16 protein-coding genes are annotated in these 15009 nt (G+C 62.7%); 7 read left to right on the forward strand and 9 right to left on the reverse strand.

What is annotated here, in order from left to right; genetic code table 11:
* Positions 1–80: 80 nt before the first annotated feature.
* Both prpB and WM94_RS13590 read right to left on the reverse strand, forming a co-directional pair.
* The gene (gene prpB, locus WM94_RS13585) at positions 81–971 is read right to left on the reverse strand and encodes a methylisocitrate lyase (RefSeq protein WP_003259689.1); all 891 of its coding nucleotides are present in this window, start codon (positions 969–971) and stop codon (positions 81–83) included.
* Positions 968–1684, reverse strand: a complete 717-nt coding sequence (locus tag WM94_RS13590; RefSeq protein ID WP_061551410.1) for a GntR family transcriptional regulator — start codon at positions 1682–1684, stop codon at positions 968–970. Before WM94_RS13590 ends, prpB begins: the two co-directional genes overlap by 4 nt.
* A 329-nt stretch (positions 1685–2013) precedes the next feature.
* Between WM94_RS13590 and WM94_RS13595 the strand changes: the two genes are divergently transcribed.
* The 5 genes from WM94_RS13595 to WM94_RS13615 all read left to right on the forward strand — a co-directional run bounded on the left by WM94_RS13595 (position 2014) and on the right by WM94_RS13615 (position 7527).
* A complete protein-coding gene (locus WM94_RS13595; RefSeq protein WP_023662146.1) occupies positions 2014–2550 on the forward strand; it encodes an ATP-dependent zinc protease in 537 nt (178 codons plus the stop codon).
* Between the two features lie 5 nt (positions 2551–2555).
* Entirely contained in the window at positions 2556–4091 is a 1536-nt protein-coding gene (locus WM94_RS13600) for an inactive transglutaminase family protein (RefSeq protein WP_013971908.1), read from the forward strand.
* Entirely contained in the window at positions 4091–5071 is a 981-nt protein-coding gene (locus WM94_RS13605) for an alpha-L-glutamate ligase-like protein (RefSeq protein WP_013971907.1), read from the forward strand. Before WM94_RS13600 ends, WM94_RS13605 begins: the two co-directional genes overlap by 1 nt.
* Before the next feature lie 211 nt (positions 5072–5282).
* The gene (gene pabB / locus WM94_RS13610) at positions 5283–6626 is read left to right on the forward strand and encodes an aminodeoxychorismate synthase component I (RefSeq protein WP_061551411.1); all 1344 of its coding nucleotides are present in this window, start codon (positions 5283–5285) and stop codon (positions 6624–6626) included.
* Between the two features lie 166 nt (positions 6627–6792).
* A complete protein-coding gene (locus WM94_RS13615) occupies positions 6793–7527 on the forward strand; it encodes a phosphoadenylyl-sulfate reductase (RefSeq protein ID WP_015269712.1) in 735 nt (244 codons plus the stop codon).
* Positions 7528–7668: 141 nt separating this feature from the next.
* Here the strand turns inward: WM94_RS13615 and cysB are convergent, their stop codons facing one another.
* The 3 genes from cysB to WM94_RS13630 all read right to left on the reverse strand — a co-directional run bounded on the left by cysB (position 7669) and on the right by WM94_RS13630 (position 10342).
* The gene (cysB, locus tag WM94_RS13620) at positions 7669–8643 is read right to left on the reverse strand and encodes an HTH-type transcriptional regulator CysB (protein WP_013971904.1); all 975 of its coding nucleotides are present in this window, start codon (positions 8641–8643) and stop codon (positions 7669–7671) included.
* A gap of 129 nt (positions 8644–8772) precedes the next feature.
* Positions 8773–9270, reverse strand: coding sequence for a universal stress protein (locus WM94_RS13625; RefSeq protein ID WP_013971903.1), 498 nt, complete (start codon positions 9268–9270; stop codon positions 8773–8775).
* 124 nt (positions 9271–9394) lie between these two features.
* Positions 9395–10342, reverse strand: a complete 948-nt coding sequence (locus WM94_RS13630; RefSeq protein WP_061551440.1) for a putative 2-dehydropantoate 2-reductase — start codon at positions 10340–10342, stop codon at positions 9395–9397.
* Between the two features lie 231 nt (positions 10343–10573).
* On the opposite strand from WM94_RS13630, the gene WM94_RS13635 reads away from it, so the two are divergent.
* Positions 10574–11650, forward strand: a complete 1077-nt coding sequence (locus tag WM94_RS13635) for a 3-deoxy-7-phosphoheptulonate synthase (RefSeq protein ID WP_013971901.1) — start codon at positions 10574–10576, stop codon at positions 11648–11650.
* 134 nt (positions 11651–11784) lie between these two features.
* Here WM94_RS13635 and WM94_RS13640 read toward each other — a convergent pair whose 3' ends face one another.
* Positions 11785–12066 (reverse strand): GNAT family N-acetyltransferase, encoded by a 282-nt coding sequence (locus WM94_RS13640; protein WP_003259781.1) that lies wholly within the window; start codon positions 12064–12066, stop codon positions 11785–11787.
* A gap of 510 nt (positions 12067–12576) precedes the next feature.
* On the opposite strand from WM94_RS13640, the gene oprI reads away from it, so the two are divergent.
* Positions 12577–12828, forward strand: coding sequence for an outer membrane lipoprotei OprI (gene oprI / locus WM94_RS13645; protein ID WP_003259780.1), 252 nt, complete (start codon positions 12577–12579; stop codon positions 12826–12828).
* Positions 12829–12960: 132 nt separating this feature from the next.
* On the opposite strand, the gene WM94_RS13650 is transcribed toward oprI, so the two are convergent.
* From WM94_RS13650 to WM94_RS13660, 3 genes are all read right to left on the reverse strand, one after another.
* Entirely contained in the window at positions 12961–13938 is a 978-nt protein-coding gene (locus WM94_RS13650; RefSeq protein WP_003259779.1) for a L,D-transpeptidase family protein, read from the reverse strand.
* Positions 13939–14049: 111 nt separating this feature from the next.
* Positions 14050–14340 (reverse strand): hypothetical protein, encoded by a 291-nt coding sequence (locus WM94_RS13655; protein WP_013971899.1) that lies wholly within the window; start codon positions 14338–14340, stop codon positions 14050–14052.
* A 58-nt stretch (positions 14341–14398) separates the two neighbouring features.
* The gene (locus WM94_RS13660) at positions 14399–15004 is read right to left on the reverse strand and encodes an arylesterase (protein WP_061551412.1); all 606 of its coding nucleotides are present in this window, start codon (positions 15002–15004) and stop codon (positions 14399–14401) included.
* Between the last annotated feature and the right edge of the window lie 5 nt (positions 15005–15009).

Genomic DNA, 15009 nt, shown 5'->3' on the forward strand with positions numbered 1-15009 from the left:
GCACTCTATGCCTGTGGGGTCCCTGTGGGAGCGGGCTCACCCGCGAAGAGGCCAGCCGCTCCAGCGCAAATCTTTGACCTTCAGCCCTTCTTCTGGGCAAACAGCGCATCGAGGCTCTGCTCGAAGGCGTGGTAACCAATGGCATCGTAGAGCTCCATGCGGGTCTGCATGGTGTCGATCACGTTCTTCTGCGTGCCGTCGCGGCGCAGCGCGGTGTACACGTTCTCGGCTGCCTTGTTCATGGCGCGGAACGCCGACAGCGGATACAGCACCAGCGACACGTCGACCGAGGCCAGCTCCTCGGTGGTGTACAGCGGCGTGGCGCCGAACTCGGTGATGTTGGCCAGGATCGGTGCCTTCACCCGGTCGGCGAAGGTCTTGTACATCTGCAGCTCGGTGATGGCTTCCGGGAAGATCATGTCGGCACCGGCCTCGACGCAGGCGGCGGCGCGGTCCAGGGCGGCGTTCAGGCCCTCGACGGCCAGGGCGTCGGTACGCGCCATGATCACGAAGCTGTCATCGGTACGGGCATCGACTGCGGCCTTGATGCGGTCGACCATTTCCTGCTGGCTGACGATTTCCTTGTTCGGGCGGTGGCCGCAGCGCTTGGCGCCAACCTGGTCCTCGATATGGATGGCGGCAGCGCCGAACTTGCTCATCGAGCGCACGGTGCGGGCGACGTTGAAGGCAGAGGCACCGAAACCGGTGTCGACATCCACCAGCAGCGGCAGGTCGCACACGTCGGTGATGCGGCGCACATCGGTGAGTACATCGTCCAGGCCGCTGATGCCCAGGTCCGGCAGGCCCAGCGAACCGGCGGCGACGCCGCCACCGGACAGGTAGATGGCCTTGAAGCCGGCGCGCTTGGCCAGCAGGGCATGGTTGGCATTGATGGCGCCAACCACCTGCAGCGGATGTTCAGCGGCAACGGCGTCGCGGAAACGCTGACCGGGGGTGCTCTTCACAGTCATTTCTCACCTCGTGGGCTGTTGTTGTGGGCGTCCAGATAGTGACGCTCGATATTGCGCTTGGACGCGCCGATGTGGCGGCGCATCAGGAGTTCGGCCAGCTCGCCGTCACGGTCGGCGATGGCATCGAGAATGCGGTGGTGTTCGGCAAAGGCCTGGCGCGGCCGGTTGGGCGTGGCGGAAAACTGGATGCGGTACATGCGCACCAGCTGGTACAGCTCGCCGCAGAGCATCTTGACCAGGGTCTGGTTACCGCTGCCCTGGATGATCCGGTAATGAAAGTCGTAGTCGCCTTCCTGCTGGTAATAGCCCAGGCCGGCCTGGAACGCGGCATCGCGCTCGTGGGTGTCGAGCACCCGGCGCAGTTCGTCGATGTCGGCCTGGCTCATGCGTTCGGCGGCCAGGCGGCAAGCCATGCCTTCCAGCGATTCGCGAATTTCGTACAGCTCGATCAGTTCGGCATGATTGAGCGACACCACCCGCGCCCCCACATGCGGCACGCGCACCAGCAGGCGCTGGCCTTCGAGGCGGTGGATGGCCTCGCGCAGCGGCCCGCGGCTGATGCCATAGGTACGCGCCAGCTCCGGCTCGGAAATCTTGCTGCCGGGGGCGATATCGCCCTGGACGATGGCCGCCTGGATGCGCCGGAAGACGTTTTCGGACAAGGTTTCCGTTTCGTCTGTCAGCACCGGGCTGGGGGTGGATAGGTCCTGCATATTGTCGACACCTTGAAAATCTCTTTGCCAGAAATTAGCGAATTAGACCGAAGCAGTCAAAGACAAAATCAATATTGTCGACAATCGTCTGAGAACGAACTAATGCCAGCCCGGTGCTGTCAGATCGCGCACCGCTGGCGTCAAGGCGCCGGCGTGATAGAATGCCGCGCCTCCGATGGAGTATGGATAGCCTGTCTGTCATCCATTCATGCTGTTGACAGATTAACGAGGAAGCTTGCGCAGTCGCTGCCAGTCGCCTTGCCCTGAACACGGCTCTGAACATGGCTTTGAAAACAGCCCCGAACCTTGCACTGCACCGCGCCAGGAATATGAGACTTACACCCGCATCATTGCTGCTCTGCCTCACCCTGCTGCCGGCCCTTGGCCAGGCCGCAGGCAAGACCGTGTACGGTCTCAACGAATATGCACGCCTGGGCGACCTGGACCTGGAAGTGGCCGCCAAGCTCGACACCGGCGCCAAGACCGCGTCGCTCAGCGCCCGCGACATCAAGCGCTTCAAGCGCAACGGCGAAAGCTGGGTGCGCTTCTACCTGGCCATCGACGCCGCCCATTCGCACCCCATCGAACGCCCGCTGGCACGCGTAAGCAAGATCAAGCGCCGGGCCGGCGACTATGATGCCGAATCGGGCAAGGCCTACACCGCACGCCCGGTCATCGAACTTGAAATCTGCATGGGCCAGGCCATGCGCACCATCGAAGTCAACCTCACCGACCGCAGCGCCTTCCAGTTCCCGCTGCTGATCGGCTCCGAGGCGCTCAAGCACTTCGACGCGCTGGTCGACCCAAGCCTTAAATACGCGGCCGGCAAACCTGCCTGTGCCACCGACGCTCCCAAAGCAGAGTAATCCCGATGCGCTCTCTTACCCTCCATCTGAAAGTCCTGATCACCGTGCTGGTGCTGTTGGGCGTGGCGGTCACGGCTTATCAGATCTTCGTACTCGGCATCCCGGTAACCGAGGATGAAACCGACGACCTGTGGAATATCGACGCCAAGGTCGAGTTCGTGGCCAGCACCAAGGACCCGGTCAAGGTGCAGATGTTCGTGCCACCGCTGAACCGCGACTACGTCAGCCTCAACGAGAGCTTCATCTCCAACAACTATGGGGTGAGCGTCAACCGTGCCGACGGCAACCGCAAGGTTACCTGGTCGGCCCGCCGCGCCAGCGGCAATCAGACCCTCTACTACCGCCTGGTGCTGACCAAGCGCTACAGCAACGAAAAGACCACGGTCAAAGGCCCGACCTTCCGTGACAGCCTGGCAGTGGAAGGCCCCGAGAAGATCGCCGCCGAGGCCCTGATGGCGCCGATTCGCCAGCACTCGGCCGACGTAGAGACCTTCGTCAGCGAGACCATCAAGCGGGTCAACAACCTCAACGACGACAACGTCAAGCTGCTGCTGGCCGGCGACACCTCGGCCATGAAGAAGGCCCAGGTCATCGACCTGCTGCTGTCGATCGCCCACGTACCGATGGAGAAGGTGCACACCATTCGCCTGGTGGCCGACACCCCGCAAACCCCGGAACTGTGGCTGCGCAGCTTCAATGGCACCGACTGGCTGTACTTCAACCCCGACACCGGCGAGCAGGGCCTGCCCAGCGATCGCCTGCTGTGGTGGACCGGTGACGACAACCTGATCACCGTCGATGGCGGCAAGAAGGCCAACGTTACCTTCAGCATGAACAACAGCGAGATGAACGCCATCCGCCTGGCCAAGCTGACCGACGAGAATACCGACGCCGATTTCCTCGAATATTCGCTGTACGGCCTGCCGCTGCAGACCCAGCAAACCTTCATGATCATGGTGATGATCCCGATCGGTGTGCTGGTGATCCTGGTGCTGCGCAACCTGGTCGGCCTGCAGACCCTGGGTACCTTCACCCCGGTACTGATCGCCCTGGCCTTCCGCGAGACCCAGCTGGGCTTCGGTATCGTGCTGTTCACGGTAATCACCGCCCTGGGCCTGTCGCTGCGCTCGTACCTGGAACACCTGAAGCTGCAGATGCTGCCACGCCTGTCGGTGGTACTGACCTTCGTCGTGGTGCTGATTGCCGCCATCAGCCTGTTCAGCCACAAGCTGGGCCTGGAGCGCGGGCTGTCGGTTGCGCTGTTCCCGATGGTGATCCTGACCATGACCATCGAGCGCCTGTCGATCACCTGGGAAGAGCGTGGCGGCGGCCATGCCATGAAGGTTGCCATCGGCACCCTGTTCGCCGCTTCCCTGGCGCACCTGTTGATGATGGTGCCGGAGCTGGTGTACTTCGTGTTCACCTTCCCGGCCGTGCTGCTGATCCTGGTGGGCTTCATGCTGGCAATGGGTCGCTACCGCGGCTACCGCCTGACCGAGCTCGTGCGCTTCAAGGCATTCCTGAAGAAGGCTGACGCCTGATGTTTGGCCTGATCAAGACGTGGAAAGCCCTGGAGGCCCGGGGCATCATGGGTATCAACCGGCGCAACGCGGACTACGTGCTGAAGTACAACAAGCGCCACCTGTACCCGATCGTCGACGACAAGATCATCACCAAGGAGCGCGCGCTGGCGGCCGGCATCCATGTGCCGGAAATGTACGGCATCATCGAGACCGAGAAAGAGATCGAGAAGCTCGACCAGATCATCGGCGGGCGCAACGATTTCGTCATCAAGCCGGCGCAGGGCGCTGGCGGTGACGGCATCCTGGTGATCGCCGACCGCTTCGAGGACCGCTACCGCACGGTGTCCGGCAAGATCATCAGCCACGAGGAGATCGAGCACCAGATCTCGAGCATCCTCACCGGCCTGTACTCGCTGGGCGGCCACCGCGACCGCGCACTGATCGAGTACCGGGTCACCCCCGACCAGATCTTCAAGAGCATCAGCTACGAAGGCGTGCCGGACATCCGCATCATCGTGCTGATGGGCTACCCGGTGATGGCCATGCTGCGCCTGCCGACCCGCCAGTCCGGCGGCAAGGCCAACCTGCACCAGGGCGCCATCGGCGTGGGTGTCGACCTGGCCACCGGCGTGACCCTGCGCGGCACCTGGTTGAACAACATCATCAGCAAGCACCCGGACACCACCAACGCGGTGGATGGCGTGCAACTGCCGAACTGGGACGGCTTCATGAAGCTGGCCGCCGGCTGCTACGAGCTGTGCGGCCTGGGCTACATCGGTGTCGACATGGTGCTGGACCAGGACAAGGGGCCGCTGATTCTCGAGCTCAACGCCCGCCCCGGCCTGAACATCCAGATCGCCAACGACTGCGGCCTGACCCAGCGCACCCACGCCATCGAGGCGCACCTGGAAGCGCTGGCCAAGGATGGCATCAGCGAAGATGCCGAACAGCGCGTGCGGGTATCGCAAGGCTTGTTCGGGCACGTGCACCCGCGCTAGCAACCCGGGGGCCGCTTTGCGGCCCATTCGCAGCACAAGGCTGCTCCTACAGGTTTACGCTATCTCCTGTAGGAGCAGCCTTGTGCTGCGAATGGGCTGCAAAGCAGCCCCCGGCGCCAAACACAATGTTGAATGTCGCGCCCAGCGCTAGGCGCATTTCCTGCACAGGTCTACAATCGCCCTCCTCGCTTTTACATCGCCGTCCACACTGATGCCGACCTGTACGCTCCACCCCTTGCCCTACCAGCCCGTCCCTGCCGCCTATTTCGCCCGCCTGCGCCAGGCCCCCGGTGCGATCCTGCTGGACAGCGCCCGCCCCGGCGCCGAACGCGGGCGCTTCGACCTGCTCAGCGCCTGGCCGCTGCAACACCTGCAAGCGCAGCCCGACGAAGATGGCCGCACCTTCCTCCAGCGCCTGCGCGCCGGCCTGGCACGACTGGGCCATGCACAGTTGCCCGCAGGCAGCGAGCTGCCGTTTGCTGGCGGCCTGATCGGCTACCTGAGCTATGACTTCGGCCGCCGCCTGGAACACCTGCCCAGCCTGGCCGTGGACGACCTTGGCCTGCCAGACGCGCAACTGGGCCTGTATGCCTGGGCGCTGGTGACCGACCACCAGTGCGCGACCAGCCAACTGGTGTTCCACCCGAGCCTGCCGGGCAGCGAACGGGAACGCCTGATCGCCCTGTTCGAAGGTGTCGACAACGCGGAAAGCGGCAGCTTCCAGCTACTCGCGCCGATGACCGGCGACCTGCAGCCCGAGCAGTACAAGGCCGCCTTTGACCAGGTGCAGCGCTACATCCAGGCCGGCGACTGCTACCAGATCAACCTTACCCAGCGCTTCCGCGCGCCCTGCCAAGGCGACCCGTGGCACGCTTATCAGGCCCTGCGCAAAGCCTGCCCCACCCCCTTCTCCGGCTACCAGCAGCTGGCCGACGGCAGCGCCCTGCTGAGCTTCTCGCCCGAACGCTTCATCCGCGTCAGCCAGCGCCAGGTGGAAACCCGGCCGATCAAGGGCACCCGCCCGCGCGCCAGCAACCCGGCAGAAGACATGCGCAATGCCGAGGAGCTGCTGCACAGCCCCAAGGATCGCTCGGAAAATTTGATGATCGTCGACCTGCTGCGCAACGACCTGGGGCGTACCTGCGAGATCGGCTCGGTGAAGGTGCCGGAGCTGTTCAGCCTGGAGAGCTACCCCAACGTGCACCACCTGGTCAGCAGCATCACCGGCCAGTTGGCCAGCGACAAGGACGCCCTTGACCTGATCGGCGACAGCTTCCCCGGCGGTTCGATCACCGGCGCCCCGAAGATCCGCGCCATGCAGATCATCGACGAACTGGAGCCGGCGCGGCGGGCGCTGTACTGCGGCTCACTGGTCTATGTGGATGTGCGCGGTGAAATGGACAGTTCGATTGCCATTCGCAGCTTGCTGGTCAAGGGCGGACAAGTCAGTTGCTGGGGCGGCGGCGCGGTGGTGGCCGACTCCGAGTGGCAGGCCGAATATGAAGAGTCGATTGCCAAGGTGCGGGTGTTGATGGAGACCTTGCAGGGCTTGTGATCGGCGGCGCCTGCTTCGCGGGCTCGCCCGCTCCCACAACTGGCAGATGTGCGCTGTACCTGTGGGCGCAGGCGTCACCGACTCCAGGCCCGCCTAACCCGGCATTTTTTGTTACCATCACCTCACTACGAGCGCACAGCGCCACAGCCAAGATGGAAACCGCCTGATGAGCCAACCCTTCGACGTCGCCGCCCTGGCCGCGACCTATGCCAACAAGTCCCCGCAGGACATCCTCAAGCTTGCCTTCGAGCACTTCGGTGATGACCTGTGGATCTCCTTCAGCGGCGCCGAGGACGTGGTGCTGGTGGACATGGCCTGGAAGCTGAACAAGCAGGTCAAGGTGTTCAGCCTCGACACCGGCCGCCTGCACCCGGAGACTTACCGGTTCATCGACCAGGTCCGCGAGCAGTACAACCTGCCGATCGAAATCCTCAGCCCCGACCGCGCCAAGCTCGACCCGTTCGTCAAGGAAAAGGGCCTGTTCAGCTTCTACAAGGACGGCCACGGCGAGTGCTGCGGCATCCGCAAGATCGAGCCGCTGCGCCGCAAGCTGGCCACGGTTAGCGCCTGGGCCACCGGCCAGCGCCGCGACCAGAGCCCGGGCACCCGCAGCCAGGTGGCTGCAGTGGAAATCGACAGCGCGTTCTCCACGCCCGAACGCACCCTGTACAAGTTCAACCCACTGGCGCAGATGACCAGCGAGGAGGTGTGGGGTTATATCCGCATGCTGGAGCTGCCGTACAACAGCCTGCACGAGCGCGGCTTCATCAGCATCGGCTGCGAGCCCTGCACCCGCCCGGTGCTGCCAAACCAGCATGAGCGCGAAGGGCGTTGGTGGTGGGAAGAGTCGACGCAGAAGGAATGCGGGTTGCACGCGGGCAACCTGATCAGCAAGGCATAAACAGCTGGGCCGTTGTGGGAGCGGGTTCATCGAGGCGTCGAACCGCCGCGAACACCGGCGAAGCCGGTGCCATACACCGCGTCGCCTTCTTCGCGGGTAAACCCGCTCCCACAGGGGCCGTCAGGCCCCTGCAATTCCGGATCAGTGCACCGGCAGCTCGACGCCTTCGAACAGGTCTTCCAGCTCCTGCTTGTTGTGGCACTGGATGGCCTTGGCCATCACTTCACGGGTCAGGTGCGGGGCGAACTTTTCAATGAAGTCGCACATGAAACCACGCAGGAAAGTGCCGCGACGGAAGCCGATCTTGGTAATGCTGGCTTCGAACAGCTCGCTGGCATCCAGGGCCACCAGGTCGCTGTCGAGTTTGGTGTCCACCGCCATCTTGGCGACGATCCCCACGCCCAGCCCCAGGCGCACATAAGTTTTGATCACGTCGGCGTCAGCCGCGGTAAACACCACTTTCGGCGTGAGGCCGCGGTGGTTGAACGCTTCGTCCAGCTTCGAACGCCCGGTGAAACCGAACACGTAGGTAACGATCGGGTATTCGGCGACCGCTTCCAGGGTAAGCTTTGGCAGCTTGGTCAACGGATGGCCCTGCGGCACCACCACGCAGCGGTTCCACTTGTAGCACGGCATCATGATCAGGTCGCCGAACAGCTCCAGCGCCTCGGTGGCGATGGCAAAGTCGACCGTACCGTCCGCGGCCATTTCGGCAATCTGCATGGGCGAACCCTGGTGCATGTGCAAGGACACTTCCGGGTACTGCTTGATGAAGTTGCTGATCACCGGCGGCAAGGCATAACGCGCCTGGGTGTGGGTGGTGGCGATGGACAGCGTGCCTTTCTTCTCGTTGGAGAACTCCTGGGCAATCTGCTTGATGCTTTCGACCTTGCGCAGGATTTCGCCGGCGGTATTGATGATGCGCTCACCCGCCGGGGTAACGCGGGTCAGGTGCTTGCCGCTGCGGGCAAAGACTTCAACACCAAGCTCATCCTCAAGCAGGCGGATCTGCTTGCTGATACCTGGCTGGGAGGTATACAGGCTCTGCGCCGTCGCGGAGACGTTGAGGTCATGGTGCGCCACTTCCCAGATGTAGCGCAGTTGTTGAAGCTTCATAGGTTTCCCTCGGTTCAGCGATGAGTCCGCGGCAGCAGGCGGCGACGATATATAACTATATTAGTGGTTCTGGAAATAAATCTAGAACTATTTTGTTACATACCACCCCGAAATGGCCTACGGCCATCTTCATGCTTTCCTACGCCCCAAATGCTGCGCCAGCGGCACCATGTATACCGGTACCGGCGACAGCTGCAGCAGCCGTACCGCCGTGCGCCCCAATGGAACATCCACGCCGGCGCCGGTACTGTGGCTACCGAAAATCAGCAGATCGACGCTCAGCCGCTGTGCCTGGTCCAGGATCACCTGCGCTGGGTCGCCCTGGCGTACCCGCACTGCCTTGATCACTGCCAGGTCAGCCTCCTCGCCAAGTTCGTCGCGAAAGTTTTCCAGCACACGCTGCTCGATATTGGCCATCACCGTATTCACCCCCTGGCTGTGCAACTGGTCGAGCGTCTGTTCATCGAGGTAGCTCTGCAGGAGAGATTCAGCGAACTGGCCCATGGGCTCCACCGCATGGATCACATACAACTCGGCGCCAAATGTGCGCGCCAGCGCCAGCGCGTGTTGCATGACAAAAGGGGCGTAGACACCGAGGTCGGTGGCATACAGCATGGAGTGGATCATTCGACCTCCTCGACTGCCGCTGCGGCAGAGCAAGCTTCAGCTTAGCAGCGCGCCGGACGCACGCTTTGCCGTCCGGCGCGCTGCCGATGCGGGCTGGAGCGCCCCGACGGGGCCAGAGCCACCCTCAGCGGGGCTGTTCGCCCCGGTCGATGAAAGCCAACGCCTGGTACAGCATCTCCATGCGCGGCAAGCGGCAGCCTGCCGCACGCGCCCGTGCCAACGGCTCGCCATAGATGGCCTGCAGCTCCAGCGGGCGCTTGTGGACATGGTCGTGGTACATGCTGGGCCAGTAGTCGGGCATGCGCTCGGTCACCTGGAACAGGTGCTCGGCATACCCCTCGGGCAACACATGGCCACATGCCGCCGCGCCTTGTACTACCTCCGCCATCAAGGCCTGGATCAGGGCACGGCCATTACTGTCGGCCATCAACGGCGTGGTGCTGGCTCCGAGCAGCACCGACAGGCCGTTATAGGGTACATTCCATACCAGCTTCTGCCAGCGTGCCTGGGCCAGGTCGGGCATGGCCTGCGAGTCGATGCCCGCAGCCCGGAACAGCTCAGCACCTTCATTGACCAGCGCGGCACCGCCATCGTTTGCCGGCCCGCTGTGGTAGCCAAGGTTGACCGCGCCCAGGGCCTGGTGGCGGATCACGCCGGGCGCCTGGCGGTTGACGCAGATGAAACACAGGCCGCCGAGCAGGTGCATGTCGCTGCGCAAGGCCGGGCGCAACTGCTCCTCCACGCCCAGGCCGTTCTGCAGCAGCACCACCTTGGCGCCCGGTGCGGCCGCCTGCACGATCAGCGGCGCCAACTGGTCATTGCTGGTGGCCTTGGCACCCACCAGCAGCCAGTCGCAGGGCGGCATGCCGGCGGCACTGGAATAGGCCTGCACCTTTATCTGCAGTTTGCCATGCTCGGCACTTTCCAGGGTCAACCCCTGCTCGCGGACAACCTCGTACTCGCTGCGCAAAAGAAAATGCACATCGAAGCCGGCCCGGGCCAGCATCAACCCATAGAAGCCGCCGATGGCGCCACTGCCGATGATGCCGATACGTGGTGTGTGCGGGTGCATGCCGATCTCCTGGTAAAAGTCAGCCTTCTTTTTACACAGGTTGCGCGGCGCTGGGCAGCCCATGCACGGCAAACACCTGCCATCTCGGAAAAACCCCACACGGACTGGGCCCAGCCCATTGTCGCGCCACCTGTAACGCGCTAAGGTTCGGCTCCCCGCTGCGATTATTCTTGCTGCTGGGCCGCACGGGGATAGTTGGCGGCCGGCACCCGTGACCTGACGAGTAACACGATGGCTGATTTACCGATCGATGACTTGAACGTTGCCTCCAACGAGACCCTGATCACACCCGATCAGCTCAAGAAGGAAATCCCCCTCAGCGCCAAGGCCCTGCAGACCGTGACTGCCGGCCGTGAAGTGGTGCGCAATATTCTCGACGGCAAGGACCATCGCCTGTTCGTCGTGGTCGGCCCTTGCTCGATCCACGACATCAAGGCCGCCCACGAGTACGCCGAGCGCCTGAAAGTGCTGGCCGAGGAAGTGTCCGACACGCTGTACCTGGTCATGCGCGTGTATTTCGAAAAACCGCGCACCACCGTCGGCTGGAAAGGCCTGATCAACGACCCGTACCTGGATGACTCGTTCAAGATCCAGGATGGCCTGCACATCGGCCGCAAGCTGCTGCTGGACCTGGCCGAAATGGGCCTGCCGACCGCCACCGAAGCGCTCGACCCGATTTCCCCGCAGTACCTGCAGGACCTGATCAGCTGGTCGGCCATCGGCGCCCGTACCACCGAATCGCAGACCCACCGCGAGATGGCTTCGGGTCTGTCCTCGGCAGTCGGTTTCAAGAACGGCACAGACGGCGGCCTGACCGTTGCCATCAACGCCCTGCAGTCGGTATCCAAGCCGCACCGCTTCCTCGGCATCAACCAGGAAGGCGGCGTGTCGATCGTCACCACCAAGGGCAACCCGTACGGCCACGTGGTACTGCGCGGCGGCAACGGCAAGCCGAACTACGACTCGGTCAGCGTCGCCCTCTGCGAACAGGACCTGGCCAAGGCCAAGATCAAGGCCAATATCATGGTCGACTGCAGCCACGCCAACTCCAACAAGGACCCGGCCCTGCAACCACTGGTGATGGAGAACGTTGCCAACCAGATCCTCGAAGGCAACCAGTCGATCATCGGCCTGATGGTCGAGAGCCACCTGAACTGGGGCTGCCAGTCGATTCCGAAGAACCTGGACGAGCTGCAGTATGGCGTGTCGATTACCGATGCCTGCATCGACTGGTCGGCTACCGAGAAGACCCTGCGCAGCATGCGTGCCAAGCTTAAGGATGTGCTGCCGCAGCGTAAGCGCGGCTGATGCAATAAAAGAGCGGGGCCGCTTCGCGCCCCATTCGCGGCACAAGGCCGCTCCTACAGGGTTATGCGATTTCCTGTAGGAGCGGCCTTGTGCCGCGAATGGGGCGCGAAGCGGCCCCGCTCTTTTTTACAGAATCAGACCTTGCTCGAATGCCGCTGCTGGCGCTCCATGTAGCGTTCCACGTACGAGCAGGACGGAATCACCGTGTAGCCCATCTGCTCAGCATACTCCAGGGCCCGCTCGGTCAGGGCGGCAGCAATCCCGCGGCCGCGCAGGGCGTTGGGTACGAAGGTGCGATAGATGTCCAGCGTCTGTTTGCCCAGGTCCATGTACGTCAGATAGGCACGATGACCGTCCACGCTGGTCTCGAACTGATGACCGGCCTGGTCATGATGGATGGTCAGCGCTTCGCTCATCACTACTCCTCGCAGGTCTTCTCGGCAGACCCATACCTTAACCGATGGTGGTTTATCCGGCACAGAATCCTCTACGCCACCTGTTGCCCACTTCGACCACTGGACGATTGCAATCGTTCGGATCTTCCGGCACTCACAAGATAGTAGGCGCCGCAGGCAGGATTGCTCAAGGTGGTGGCGGTTAAAAATGGCGAAAATGCAGCCAAATGCCATTCTTGACCGCACGCCCTGCAGCAACCGGATGTACTAGGGCTTAAGACGCTGGCAGACAGTTAGAGTCACCCTTAGTTCAACAAAAAAGTTCCTGTACTACAGTCGCTTGCGAGCCCTGCACGTTTTTTTCACGGAGCGTGCCGCAAATCTTGTCGAAAAGGCGTCAAGCAACATTTTTTTTGCAGTTCTTGCGCTTAGTCAGTTTACTTACTACAAGTAATGGGTACTATGTACGCCGGCCAGTTTCTCTTTTCCGAGAGATGGCTATTTAATAGAAAGTCCTTGAAGGGGAACACGATGAACAACGTTCTGAAATTCTCTGCTCTGGCTCTGGCCGCAGTTCTGGCTACCGGTTGCAGCAGCGTATCCAAAGAAACCGAAGCTCGTCTGACTGCGACTGAAGACGCAGCAGCTCGCGCTCAAGCTCGTGCTGACGAAGCCTACCGTAAGGCTGACGACGCACTGGCAGCCGCTCAGAAGGCTCAGCAGACCGCTGACGAAGCCAACGAGCGCGCTCTGCGTATGCTGGACAAAGCCAGCCGCAAGTAATAATCCTCACGGATTGTTATGAAGCCGACCCACTTGTGGGTCGGCTTTTTTATTGCCTGCGCACAAGGCAAACGCGCCAGGCAGAAACGAAAAGGCCTGCACTAAGGCAGGCCCGGGTGTGTCGCAATTACCTTACTGCAGTTCGGGTGGAATGCTCGAAACCATCGGCGCACCACCCTGGTTTTCGGTCGGTACGGCAATTTCCACCGGCATGCCATCTTCCGCGGCCACCACATCACGCACCATGTCCCAGTTCATGCGTAGGTTATTGGCCAGGTCTTCTCGCTTGAGCAAGGCATTGATAACAGCAGTGTGTTTATCGACCACCGACGGATTACCCTGGTCGTCCAGCGGCGTGTGCGCCTCCAGATAGACCTTGCCACCACTGATACCGAACTTGTAGGGCTCGTTGATGATGCGCACCGGCGTACCCACCGGCACCATCTTCGACAGTTCCAGCACGTTGTTGTTGAGCATGCGGAAGCAACCGTGGCTGGTACGCATGCCAATGCCGAACTTCTTGTTCGAACCGTGGATCAGGTAGCCCGGCACGCCGAGGGTGAACTTGAACGGCCCCAGCGGGTTGTCCGGGCCGGCCGGCACCACGCTCGGCAGGATGTCGCCGTCTGCCGCGTGCTCGGCACGGATGGACGCTGGCGGGGTCCAGGTCGGGTTTGGCGTCTTGGCGGTGATCTTGGTATTGGCGATCGGCGAACCCCAGCCTTCACGACCGATGCCCAGCGGGAATGTATGCACCACGTTCTGCCCTTTCGGGAAGTAGTACATACGGTATTCGGCCAGGTTGATGACGATACCCTCACGCGGGCCAGGCGGCAGGATGTAGCGGGTCGGCAGGATGATCTCGGTGCCGGCACCTGGCAACCACGGGTCCACGCCCGGGTTGGCGGCGATCATTTCCAGGTAGCCGAGGTCGTTGGCAGTGCCGATATCGGCAAACGTGTCCTCGTACTTTGCCTTGATCACATGCACCTGGCCGATGATGTCTTCACCGGGTGGTGGCAGTGGCAGCTCCAGCGCAGCAGCGGGGCCTGCTACCAGCAGGGCGGCCAGGGACAGGCTACGGGTGACGGCAGGAAAGCGCGGCAACATCCGGTAAATCCTTCGAAAGGTGGGTCAAGAGAATCGATTGTACACCCGCGCCGATGCAAGCGGGAGGCATTGGCGCCATGCAAGCGTTTCAGATGATGAAAGGTGCGGCGTTCAGCCGCCCTGCAGCTCCGGCCACACCGGGCGCATGCCGCGCCGCTGGGCATCGAGGATGGCGCGGCACAGGTCGCACAGACGACCGTCGCGGTAGATCGAGCGCGGCACCCCCGACCAGCGCGGTTGCGCCGGCAGCAGGCCACCGCACAAAGTGCGGTCGGCCGGTACGCCCAGCTCCAGCTGGCGGGCCACGAGGTGGACGCGGATTTCCTGGCAGGCGAACAGGTCGAGCTGCTCATCAGGCTCGATCAGTTGGTAGGCATACAGGGACCAGGCAGGGCGCGGCATCGGTGGCACTCGAAACGGGGGGCGCAACATTAGCCGAAAGCCGGCGCCGTTTAAAGCGTCACAGCAAGGGTTTTATCGCCGGCCAGGCATTTTCCAGCAGGCGCTGCTGGGCGGCCTGGGCCGGGTGAATGCCATCCGCCTGCATCAACTCAGGCACGCCCCCTACCCCGTCGAGGAAAAACGGCACCAGCGGCACCTGTTTTTCCGTCGCCAGCTGCTCATACACCTGGGCGAAGGCGGTTGTGTAGCGCACGCCATAATTGGGTGGCAGGCGCATGCCCAGCAGCACCACCTTGGCACCGGCCTTGCGCGAGCTCTCGATCATCGAGGCAAGATTTTGTTGCAATTGCGCTGGCGGCTGCCCACGCAGGCCATCGTTGCCGCCCAGTTCCAGTACCACCAGGCTCGGTTTGTGCGCTGCAAGCAGCGCCGGCAGCCGCGCCTGGCCACCTGCACTGGTGTCGCCGCTGATCGATGCATTGACCACCTTGTCGTCGAAACCTTCGTCCCGCAGGCGGGTCTGCAACAGGGAAACCCAGCCCTGGCGGGTATCCAGGCCAAAACCGGCGCTGATACTATCGCCGACAACCAGCAGTGTTCCCGCCGCCGCGCTCTGGGCCAGGCAATACAGGGCCAGACCGGCACTCAACCACCACACTCGCATCGGAT

Origin of the sequence: Pseudomonas sp. ABFPK (assembly GCF_001586765.1) — a bacterium.
GTDB lineage: Bacteria > Pseudomonadota > Gammaproteobacteria > Pseudomonadales > Pseudomonadaceae > Aquipseudomonas > Aquipseudomonas asiatica.

Bases quoted from the DNA above. Each gene is read 5' to 3' on its own strand.
- oprI (WP_003259780.1), top strand. From the start codon at position 12,577: ATGAACAACGTTCTGAAATTCTCTGCTCTGGCTCTGGCCGCAGTTCTG.
- cysB (WP_013971904.1), bottom strand. From the start codon at position 8,643: ATGAAGCTTCAACAACTGCGCTACATCTGGGAAGTGGCGCACCATGAC.
- WM94_RS13655 (WP_013971899.1), bottom strand. From the start codon at position 14,340: ATGCCGCGCCCTGCCTGGTCCCTGTATGCCTACCAACTGATCGAGCCT.
- WM94_RS13600 (WP_013971908.1), top strand. From the start codon at position 2,556: ATGCGCTCTCTTACCCTCCATCTGAAAGTCCTGATCACCGTGCTGGTG.
- prpB (WP_003259689.1), bottom strand. From the start codon at position 971: ATGACTGTGAAGAGCACCCCCGGTCAGCGTTTCCGCGACGCCGTTGCC.
- WM94_RS13640 (WP_003259781.1), bottom strand. From the start codon at position 12,066: ATGAGCGAAGCGCTGACCATCCATCATGACCAGGCCGGTCATCAGTTC.
- WM94_RS13595 (WP_023662146.1), top strand. From the start codon at position 2,014: ATGAGACTTACACCCGCATCATTGCTGCTCTGCCTCACCCTGCTGCCG.
- WM94_RS13615 (WP_015269712.1), top strand. From the start codon at position 6,793: ATGAGCCAACCCTTCGACGTCGCCGCCCTGGCCGCGACCTATGCCAAC.
- WM94_RS13635 (WP_013971901.1), top strand. From the start codon at position 10,574: ATGGCTGATTTACCGATCGATGACTTGAACGTTGCCTCCAACGAGACC.
- WM94_RS13605 (WP_013971907.1), top strand. From the start codon at position 4,091: ATGTTTGGCCTGATCAAGACGTGGAAAGCCCTGGAGGCCCGGGGCATC.
- WM94_RS13625 (WP_013971903.1), bottom strand. From the start codon at position 9,270: ATGATCCACTCCATGCTGTATGCCACCGACCTCGGTGTCTACGCCCCT.
- WM94_RS13590 (WP_061551410.1), bottom strand. From the start codon at position 1,684: ATGCAGGACCTATCCACCCCCAGCCCGGTGCTGACAGACGAAACGGAA.
- WM94_RS13630 (WP_061551440.1), bottom strand. From the start codon at position 10,342: ATGCACCCGCACACACCACGTATCGGCATCATCGGCAGTGGCGCCATC.
- pabB (WP_061551411.1), top strand. From the start codon at position 5,283: ATGCCGACCTGTACGCTCCACCCCTTGCCCTACCAGCCCGTCCCTGCC.
- WM94_RS13660 (WP_061551412.1), bottom strand. From the start codon at position 15,004: ATGCGAGTGTGGTGGTTGAGTGCCGGTCTGGCCCTGTATTGCCTGGCC.
- WM94_RS13650 (WP_003259779.1), bottom strand. From the start codon at position 13,938: ATGTTGCCGCGCTTTCCTGCCGTCACCCGTAGCCTGTCCCTGGCCGCC.